We start from the raw sequence: 9,694 nt of genomic DNA, 5'->3' as shown, positions 1-9,694 counted from the left end.
CACTCTCGCCAGCAGCACCCTGCTCCTGGACGAGCAGGAGGTCGGCATCGAGCACCACGCTGAGCTCAGTCGACGACCACCCGGCAACTGAGCTGATCCTCAACAAGCAGATGAAGGTCGTTAAACACATGGACCAGCGCGAGAGACCATCGCCGCACGAAATCCGACGGGCGCAGCAAGACAATCCAAAGATACGTGAGCACGATCTCGCCGCCCGACTGGGCATTTCGGAAGCGGAACTGGTCGCCGCGCATTGCGGTCTGGGYGCGATTCGTGTCGAGCCGCGGGTCAATGATCTGCTGACCGGCCTCGAAGCGGTCGGCGAGGTGGTGRCGCATACCCGCAATGAAAGTGCTGTGCATGAAAAGTTCGGCGTCTACGACAAGGTGGTCACCGGCAACAAGCATGCTCTGGTGCTTGGCGACGAGATCGACTTGCGTATCTTCCCGAAAGTTTGGGCGCATGGCTTTGCTGTCGAGAAGCGCAGTGGCAAGGACATTGTCCGTAGCCTGCAATTCTTTGATGCCGCCGGCAAGGCGATGCACAAGGTGCAACTCGGGCCCGCCTCAAATCTCAATGCTTATCAGAAGCTGGTGGCCGAGCTGGAATCCTCGAACCAGGAGCCGATCGTAGTATTCAAGGCGAGCCGAGCCAACGATGACGCAGAGGTTCCTGACCAAGCCGCCACGGTGGAGGATCTACGCGAGTGCTGGAGCCAGCTGACGGACGTGCATCAATTCTTCGACATGTTGAAGAGACTGAGGCTCAGCCGCCGCGAGGCGGTGCGTATGGTCGGCGAGGTTTACGCTTGGGCGCTCGAAAAGGACGCCATCGGCGCCATGTTTCAAYARGCGGCCGAAGACGAAATGCCGATCATGTGCTTTGTAGGCAATCGTGGCTGCATCCAGATCCATTCCGGTCCGATCAAGTGGGTCAAAACAATCGGGCCGTGGATCAATGTGCTCGACGAGACCTTCCACCTGCATCTGGGGAYTCRCCACATCAAAGAGGTCTGGGYCGTTCGTAAGCCGACCAAGGACGGTCACGTCACCTCGCTCGAAGCCTACGGCGCCGATGGCAAGATGATTATCCAGTTCTTTGGCAAGCGCCGCGAAGGCGAGGGCGAGCGCGAGGACTGGCGGTTTCTGGCCGAGACCCTGCCACGCATTCCCGGTCCGACCGCTGCATGAGGCAAGACCCATTGCATGTTGTTTTCCGTTTTCGCTCGGCGCTCGCGCCGGGGCTCGGCATTCTGCTGGCCAACGCTTTGCCTGCGGAGCGAGTGAGCGCGTAGCTATTGCTTCCCGTGCTGTCACGGATCGTTTTCGGTCGTCGCAATCACGCATCCATCGCGTAAATGGATTGACGAGGTAACGATTCCATTTCGGCAGGCGGCAATGACCGAGTCTTCGGTGGCGCAGGCAATGATCGGGTCTTTGGAGAGGAGGGCAATGATTACCCGTATGGCGACAACGGCCGAGACGAACCGCGCATCACTGCTGAGGATAATGACAAGCTCTATGGGGTCCCGGTAATGACGGCCTCTTTGTTGGTGATGGCAGGGATTTTCTGACCTGGGGCACAGGCAACGACACGTTCGTATTCCAATTTCACAACCCGATCCCTGGATGTGACCCGCGTTTCGGACCCGACCGGGATAATACCTCGATCTTGGATTCAATCCGGCGGATAACACTTTGGCCTWCGATGCGGTCGGCCTCGGTAGCGAAGGTTTTGGCGCGAACTTCGTCAACCACGCCACCTCACGGTCGCCGTTGAGCGTACTTGCCCGGCAGCGCTACCGAGTAGCTGGAGCACCTTCGAGAGCGTCGCCTTGATGCCGTCATGGGCGTTGGAGACGACAAGCTTGACGTCTCTGAAGCCGCGGCGCGTCAGTTTGCGCAGGAGCTCCGTCCAGGTCGGCCTGGCCACGGAGGTGCCGACGCTCAGCCAAGCACCTCGCGGCAATGGGCCGTTGTCGACGCCGACGGCGATAATCACCGCGACCGAGACAGCTTAGATCCACGCCAATGGCCAATCGTCCTCGATCGGCCACTCAATCAAGGCCTCGAGCCTTCCTGTCGGTTTGGAGGGAGAAAGCCGAATGGCTGYGGTACTCGGCGACGACCGCAATGCTTGGCGTATCGGAGACCAAACGATCTCAACATTACGCCAACTTGGCAGAAGAGCCCAGAAGGTTCTGCATACTTTGGTCTGAACCAAGGTTTAACRGGAGCCAAGYCGAACAGTCCCCCGTGTCGCGGACGCGACAAAGCTGACCGCAGGTGTCGGTTGTCGGACGTTTTGCCGGGAGGACATGTGGTCGTCCAATGAGCGCCGGTCCCGGTGGTGRCYGAGATCGGAACAGCACCATCDATACGGCCGATCCGGCACGCAACTTGCTTAGACAATTTCGGGGCGCCAGCAGCGGTGCGTCACGGAATTCAGCGATGACTGACCAGCCTCTCAACTTCAATGGGATACCCAGTGGGTTACGCTTTAGAAACGCAACACGAAACAGGAGCCTCTGCTGCTTGAATGCGCAAACGATCTCTTGCGCTGGTGCGCAGTTTGGCTGCATCGCGCAACACAATGACGACACGCTAGAGCTGGGACTTACCGGGCGAGATCGGGCTGCAATCTCAATCTAGCGCATGAACGCCCGGCGTTCAGGAGAAGAGGCCAAATGGCGACAAATCCCGTTCCAGATCATGTCCCGCCCGAAATGGTGAGGGACTTCAGCCTGTTCACTTCGCCAGGCATGTCACCGACTCCCAACGGGGATCCCCACGCAGCAGTGGCTTGCGTCCATTCCGGCCCGCCTATCTTTTATTCACCCCTCAACACGCGCGACGGCAGGGGCACCTGGGTGATCACCCGCGCCAGCGACCAGCGCCGGGTGCTGCAGGACAGCGAAACTTTTTCCAGCCATCGCAACATCTTTGCCTCCGCCCTGGGCGAAAGCTGGCCGATGATCCCACTTGAACTCGATCCTCCTGCCCATGGCGCCTTTCGCTCACTGCTCAATCCGCTGTTTTCGCCAAAGCGGGTGGCAGCATTGGAGCCGGCTGTCCGCGAGCGGGCAATCAGGCTCATCGACGGGATCGCCGCATCGGGCACAAGCTGCGACGTCATGAAGGATTTCGCATTTCCGTTCACGGTAAGCATCTTCCTTCATCTCCTAGGGCTACCGGATGACCGAATCGACACATTTGTCGGATGGGGGAGGGATCTGCTCCACGGCGACGATGTGAAACGGCCGGCCGCGGCCCGGACGATCGTATCGTTCATTGATGAACTTGCAGCCGCCCGCCGCAATGACCTGGTTGATGATTTCATGACTTTCATCGTGCAGGCACAGGTCGAGGGCCGCCGCCTGACCAAACAGGAAGTGYGCGGGGTCGGCGTGCTTGTCTTTGTTGCGGGGCTCGACACTGTTGCTGCAGCCATAGGCTTTGACCTGGCCTATCTCGCACGCAACCTCAAGGATCAGGAATTGCTGCGCGGCGAACCAGGCCGCATCGTGGCCGCGGCCGAAGAGTTGCTGCGCGCTTATCCGACCGTTCAGTTGATCCGCGTGGCAACGAAAGATATCGACTTCGAAGGCGCGCCGATCCGCAAGGGAGATTATGTTTCCTGCGCCACAACGATCGCCAATCGCGACCCGGCGGAATTCGAATGCCCCAACACGGTCGATCTGGCGCGAGAGGACAACCGCCATGCCACCTTTGGCTATGGTCCCCACCGTTGCCTTGGCTCACACCTTGCCCGGCGCGAGATCGTCATTGGCCTGGAGGAGTGGCTGGCGCGCATCCCCGCCTTCCGGATCAAGAAGTGCACGGCACCCATCACCTCTGGCGGTCATGTGTTCGGGATCGAAAATCTGATTCTAGACTGGTCCTGACCAAGCCCCGCCGCGAGCCGAGGTGCAAAGACAATGGAGGCAGCGCCATGCGCATCATCGTCCAAAATGCCAAATGCCAGGGTCACGCGCGATGCGCGGCGCACGCGCCACACATCTTCAAGCTCGATGACGCCGGTTACATCCTGCCCGGTAACATCGAAGTTGCGGAAGAGGAGAAACTGACTGCATCGCGAGGCGCGCGATCCTGTCCCGAACGTGCACTTAAACTCGACCTGAACCCTGCAGCACGAGTTGAACCGGACGTCATTCCACCGAGAGTCCGCCGGGCATGAAAGGGATCGACCCAGGTGGCCCGTACGGGAACGGAGCCACGCACCTTCGGTTCCACCGTCCTCGTACAACTACGCAGGGGCACCTGCAGCATCGAGATGACCCCAGGATGCGCGAACGCCAAGGTGCGGTTCGCAAAACACCTCTTCCGATCACAGAATTTTTGGCAGAGCCGATGGAACAGACGAAAATTACCGAACTAATCGACCGTGAGGCGATCCGCGACTGCCTCTATCGATACTGCCGCGGGATCGACCGCGCCGATGARGCGGCGCTACGCAGCGCATACTGGCCCGATGCGCATGACCACCACGGGGCCTATTGCGGTCCTGCAGAAGGGTTCATCGAGTTTGCACTCGGTGTCTTCAAGACTGGACCCCGTAACATCCACCAGATCACCAATATCCTAATCGAATTCATCGGCTCGGCAGAGGCTGCGGTCGAGAGCTATTTCACCGCGCTGCAAYGCGCGCCGGACAAAGACAAAGACGTGCRCCAGACGCTCCTGTGCGGCCGTTACTGCGATCTGTTTCACAAGAGGGAAGGGGAGTGGCGGATTGCCGAACGGACAGTGGTCTACGATTGGATAGAGGAGCAGATCCCACCAGCGATCGTTGAGGCAGAACGGTTCGGCCCGCGACGGCCGATCGGAGCACCRCATCCGGACGATCCGGTCTACAGGCTCGGAAAGCGTCGCATTCCTTCTMGCCATGACTCTTCGGAGGCTTCGARCGACACAGCCGCATCGGCCGAGGAGACGCAAGGCCATGACAACTTTGCGATGCTAGAGCGATCCCGGCGAAAGACCGCCCGGTGAAGGTGCGCCAAATTGGATTGCCTTTCTGCCCGCGACGGCGTGAGCGATCGGCTCTGTTCCACGAGCCTGCCGACGACACTGGTTGTGCCCCCAATGTACGGGTCCTTGGAAGCGCCAAATCATCGAGGCAAGCTCCTGTCCTTTTGGCCGGTTCCGCAGCAGCCTCGCCTACCAAATCGGAAGTTGGACCGCTGCCGGATCGCCGGGCCGTCTTTCAGGGTCCGCAACTGGCCATCGCCAGGACGCGCTGCTTTAGCGCGACGCATCTTTTGCCGCTCAAATTGATTGGCCGAAATCGCTGAAGGGAGCGCGGGAAGTCCTCAACATGCAGACAGGACGCATCGTCATCATTACGGGCGCCGCAGGTGGGATCGGCCGTGCCCTGGTCGAAGTTCTTGCCAGGGATGGAGAGACTGTCGTTGCGGTAGACCTTCCCGGCAGTGGCGTCGTTGAACTGGCCCGTGGTCTTGGCCACCCGCATCTCGGCCTCGAGTGCGACGTCTCGCGGGAGGAGGATGTGCTCGCGCTTTACGGTCGGGTCGATGCACAGTTCGCCCAGATCAGCGTCCTCATCAACAACGCCGCGATGGGACCTACCATGGCTGCGAGCGTCGATACTGATGTCGACGCCTTCCGCCTGGCCCTGGCAGTAAACTTGACTGGACCGTTCGTCATGGCCCGCGAAGCCGCGAGGCGCATGAGGCCCGGCGGCGCCATCGTCAACGTCGCTTCGATGGCGGGCGTCGTCAGCAATCCCAAGCGCAACGCCTACGCGGCCTCGAAAGCGGGCCTGATCTCGTTGACGAGGTCGCTTGCATGTGAGTGGGCTTCTCGCGGCATTCGCGTGACGGCGGTAGCGCCCGGCTACACGCGCACGCCGATGGTGTCAGAACTGGAACGCGCGGGCAAAGTGGACCTAGCGGCGGTACGCCGCCGCGTGCCGCTGGGGCGTTTGGCGCGCCCGGACGAGATCGCCCTCGCCGTGCGTTTTCTGACCAGCTCGCAGGCGCGCTACATCACCGGTTCAGTGCTGGCGGTCGACGGAGGCTGGATGTCATTCAACCAGCCGGGGGATGCGCACCCGCAGGTGGATGGGATACCCCAAGCCGAACTGTCCTGTCCGGCCGAACGCACCGACGCGCGAATCGTGCTCGTCACCGGCGGCGCGAACGGCATAGGCGCGGCCATCGTTCGCCGCTTTGCAGCAAACGGCGATACCGTTGTGATTGCTGATAGAGATGGCGCTACAGCGGCAGAAATCGCTGCGTGGCTCCGCGGCAAGAACCCGGCCAAATGCGTGGATGTGGCCGTCGAGAACGAGGTCATAGCGCTATTCGAGGAGTTGCGGGCGAGCTTCGGGCGCATCGATGTGCTCGTCAACGGTGCTGCTGCCGCCGACACTTTGTTGTTGGGAATCGAACAAATACCGGAACACATCCAACACGTCTTGGATGTCAATCTTACCGGGGCCTTCACCTGCGCTCGCGAAGCGATCAAGACGATGCGCGCTGGCGGCGTGATCCTCAACATCGGATCGATCAACAGCTTTCTGCCGTTCGCACCGCGCCATGCCTATGGTGCCTCCCAGGCGGGGCTGGACATTCTGACCCGATGCCTGGCGGCCGAACTCGGGCCGGTCGGCATTCGGACGGCCACCGTCGCTCCTGGCTGCATTTGCACGCCTGGCGTTGCTCAGTTAGCGAAGGTCGGCCGTATCGACATGAAAACGATCGCACGACGCATCCCGATGGGCAGGCTGGGACAGCCGGAAGACGTCGCTGACGCAGCGTTCTTCCTGGCTTCGTCTGCCGCCTCATACGTCAATGGCTCCATCCTGTACGTGGACGGCGGCTGGAACTCGTTCGGTGATGCGGGAAACGCCTGCGAACTCGATAACGAGTATTTTGCAGAGGCCGCTTGTTGAGTGTCGACTATTCGCCAGCCGACAGGCCGCGGCTCGTCGAAGCCGAGTTCGTCCTAGGGTTCATGGTCCGGTTGGGCGCCGCGCTCGCACTGCCGTGACCGACAATGTCATCCTCGGCGAGACGAAACGTCCGTCCTCATCGCTGTCGAAGCAGTTCCAATCGCTCGGTGCGCCTGCAACCGCCGAAAGGCTTGCCGCATGACCCCRCCGCCGCCAACGGCAAGATCGAGGCCTCGTGCGCACCCAGAGCATCTCCCGATGGCTAGCTCCGTTCTGTAAACAGGGAAACCCCATGGAATTCGCAACCTTCATCCTGGCCGCCCAGCGCGGATATCACCAATCGTGCGACAGCGTTGTCCGCAACTCCATCGAACAGGCCGTTCTTTCGGAGCAGGCTGGCTTCGATACTGCGTGGTTCGCGGAGCACCACTTCAACAATTATTGCCTCATTCCCTCGCCCTTGATGATGGTGGCGCACTGCGCCGGCGTGACGAATAGCATTCGCCTTGGCACTGCCGTGTGCGTGCTGCCCCTCTATCAACCGCAGCGCCTGCTTTCCGAGATCGGCTTCGCCGACATTGTTGCGAACGGGCGCCTCGAGCTTGGCGTCGGCTCGGGATACCAGCAATTCGAGTTCGAGCGCTTCGGCGTCAATATCGATGAGGCGCCGGCGGTCTTTTCGGAATACTTGGACATCCTTCTGAAGGGCCTCAACCAGAACATCTTCGAGCACGACGGCCAGTATGAGAACATTCCCCCGACGGCGATTTCGGTGCGCACCGTCCAGAAGCCGACCCCGCCGATCTGGATCGCCGCGGGGACGGCCCGCCTGGGCCGGGCCTATCGTGAGGGACACAATCTTTTTGTCACAGCATTCCACAACGGCTTGGAGGCTCTGAGCACGCTGCGCGAAGCAATCGAGAAGGCGGCGGCTGCCGAAGGCAAGAATGTCACGGACGCCAAGATATCTCTGCTGCGTTGCTGCTATGCGAGCGACGACGAGGCAGAGATCAACAGTTATCTCGACAATGCCCGCTTCCAGCGCAGGCTGTCTGAAGCACTGCATCAGCGTCGCCAGCAGAGCCTGGACGGCTATCTGCTAAAAGAAACGCCAACTCAGCAAGATATGTCATTCGCGACGATGCGCCGGAACCTGCCGATCGGCAGCGTGAATCGCGTGATCGATCGCCTGTTGGAAGAGATCGATATCTTAAAACCYAACCAGATCGCAATTCAGACCCAGTTGGGGGATTTCGACCAAAAGACGATGCTGCGCCAGATCGAGCTCTGGGGAGACAAGATCATCCCTGCGGTCAACAAGTCGCTCGCTCATCAGGGCGGTTGATGGGACAAAACCAGGAGAATGGCACCCATGCTCGCCCACCATTGTGRCCACCTCTGCGCTGGCCAATCGCCGCGGATCAAACTGGAGTTCGATCAGCATGTGCTTACCTGCGTGCTTTCGTGTGCGCTCGAGGAAGTCGAGGCCGGTGAGGCGACGGCGACAGAGGCAACCGGTCTTTCGCGCGCCGAGCTGCGCGATGTCCTGGCCCGCAGCTTCCTCACTTTCCCCGTCAAGGCGTTCGCCCTGGAACAGATAGGCGAGCCCGAGCCGGACCTGGAGGAAGAACTTTTGCGCGAGCTGCTCCTGGCCCATGCCCTGCCGGGCGACCCGGCGAGCGCCCGGTTTRCCAAGATCATCGCCCGGCGTGCCATGCGCAATGACCATCTCTGGCAGGACCTTGGCCTTTTCAATCGCACCGAGCTCAGCCGCCTGCTTGCCACGCATTTTCCGACGCTGGCGGCCGGCAACACCCAAAACATGAAATGGAAGAAGTACCTTTACCGCAAGCTCTGTGAGGCCGAAGGATTTTCGCTATGCAGCGCGCCCAGTTGCCGGGAATGCAATGATTTCGCAAGCTGCYTCGGTCCCGAGGAAGGCGAAAATCGCCTCGCACGAATCAAAAATGAAATCGCATTGGATTAAGAGCCGCTTTCGTCAGTGGTATGAGGCGGCAACCTTGATCGCCATCGAACCGTACGGTCGCCGCCGGTCTAACGTACTCGCGTCGGCCATACCGTTCGCACGTCAGTTCAGCCGGCCTTTGTCCCTTGGTCCAAAAGCAACGTTTGCTGCGGCGGCTCTCAGATTCTGCTCAGCTCTCATAGCGCGTCAGTTTGTTGTCAGGTCAGCCAAGCTACGTTCCGACTCAAGGGAGCAACGGTTGTGATGTTGAAGGTGATTGCGACCTCCCGACTGCGAGCGAAARGCATTCGAGCGTCGCCCGGCTAAGGGCATGCTCGATTTACCGATCGGACAGGGTGCTTCCTTCAGAGCTCCCGGCTTCGGTGCCCTAGGCGCGCTTTGGGGTTCCTGAGCGGCGACCATGTTGGCTCGCCTGTCGTTGCTCCACACACTTTAGGCGATGCGTTGTTGTCTGGATGGGAGACGAARCATGACCAACATCGGCCGGGCGGGAAGATCGCGCATCGGAGACACTCCAGCCGGTGGCGCCCCGGACGGCAGGTCCCCCGCCGCATCAGAAGGTGGAAACGCGTTCAACTCGATTGTCGAGCGGATGCACCGCGAGCCGCAGGCTGGCGAAGCTTCCTCCAGCCGCGCCGCGGGCCGCGGTGATGATACCCCGCAGGACCGGTCCGCCCGCGCCCCCGTTGGTCAACCACGACTTTTCGCTTCCGCATTGCGCGGAACGGGCATGACGCGGCGCCGTTTTCCTTTGGCGCGAGACGGTGAAGC

9 protein-coding genes and 1 pseudogene are annotated in these 9,694 nt (G+C 60.7%); 8 read left to right on the top strand and 2 right to left on the bottom strand.

Annotated elements, in window-relative coordinates; all coding sequences use genetic code 11:
* Window positions 1-128 precede the first annotated feature (128 nt).
* Both ORS3428_RS28985 and ORS3428_RS34345 read left to right on the top strand, forming a co-directional pair.
* Window positions 129-1,190, top strand: coding sequence for a hemin-degrading factor (locus ORS3428_RS28985; RefSeq protein WP_071101701.1), 1,062 nt, complete (start codon window positions 129-131; stop codon window positions 1,188-1,190).
* A gap of 191 nt (window positions 1,191-1,381) precedes the next feature.
* Window positions 1,382-1,573, top strand: a complete 192-nt coding sequence (locus ORS3428_RS34345) for a hypothetical protein (protein WP_338011969.1) — start codon at window positions 1,382-1,384, stop codon at window positions 1,571-1,573.
* A 239-nt stretch (window positions 1,574-1,812) separates the two neighbouring features.
* Here the strand turns inward: ORS3428_RS34345 and ORS3428_RS28980 are convergent.
* Window positions 1,813-2,076, bottom strand: a pseudogene (locus ORS3428_RS28980) (transposase); the annotation flags it as partial.
* Between the two features lie 610 nt (window positions 2,077-2,686).
* Between ORS3428_RS28980 and ORS3428_RS28975 the strand changes: the two are divergent.
* The 6 genes from ORS3428_RS28975 (at window position 2,687) to ORS3428_RS28955 (ending at window position 8,923) form a co-directional block, all read left to right on the top strand.
* Window positions 2,687-3,904, top strand: coding sequence for a cytochrome P450 (locus tag ORS3428_RS28975; RefSeq protein WP_071101699.1), 1,218 nt, complete (start codon window positions 2,687-2,689; stop codon window positions 3,902-3,904).
* Window positions 3,905-3,951: 47 nt separating this feature from the next.
* Window positions 3,952-4,197, top strand: coding sequence for a ferredoxin (locus ORS3428_RS31975; protein WP_082037175.1), 246 nt, complete (start codon window positions 3,952-3,954; stop codon window positions 4,195-4,197).
* Window positions 4,198-4,370: 173 nt separating this feature from the next.
* Window positions 4,371-5,012 carry a nuclear transport factor 2 family protein gene (locus ORS3428_RS28970; protein ID WP_071101698.1) on the top strand — a complete coding sequence of 214 codons (642 nt, stop codon included), beginning with the start codon at window positions 4,371-4,373 and terminating at the stop codon, window positions 5,010-5,012.
* A gap of 325 nt (window positions 5,013-5,337) precedes the next feature.
* A complete protein-coding gene (locus ORS3428_RS28965; RefSeq protein ID WP_041000566.1) occupies window positions 5,338-6,936 on the top strand; it encodes an SDR family oxidoreductase in 1,599 nt (532 codons plus the stop codon).
* Between the two features lie 292 nt (window positions 6,937-7,228).
* Entirely contained in the window at window positions 7,229-8,281 is a 1,053-nt protein-coding gene (locus tag ORS3428_RS28960; RefSeq protein WP_040985315.1) for an LLM class flavin-dependent oxidoreductase, read from the top strand.
* A gap of 27 nt (window positions 8,282-8,308) precedes the next feature.
* Window positions 8,309-8,923, top strand: coding sequence for a nitrogen fixation protein NifQ (locus tag ORS3428_RS28955; RefSeq protein ID WP_071101697.1), 615 nt, complete (start codon window positions 8,309-8,311; stop codon window positions 8,921-8,923).
* 553 nt (window positions 8,924-9,476) lie between these two features.
* Here ORS3428_RS28955 and ORS3428_RS33790 read toward each other — a convergent pair.
* Window positions 9,477-9,694: hypothetical protein (locus ORS3428_RS33790; RefSeq protein WP_210185695.1), on the bottom strand; the 218-nt coding region annotated here is incomplete at its 5' end.

This window comes from Mesorhizobium sp. ORS 3428, assembly GCF_001854785.1.
Classification (GTDB): domain Bacteria; phylum Pseudomonadota; class Alphaproteobacteria; order Rhizobiales; family Rhizobiaceae; genus Mesorhizobium.
This window is presented reverse-complemented; position numbering and strand designations above follow the sequence as displayed.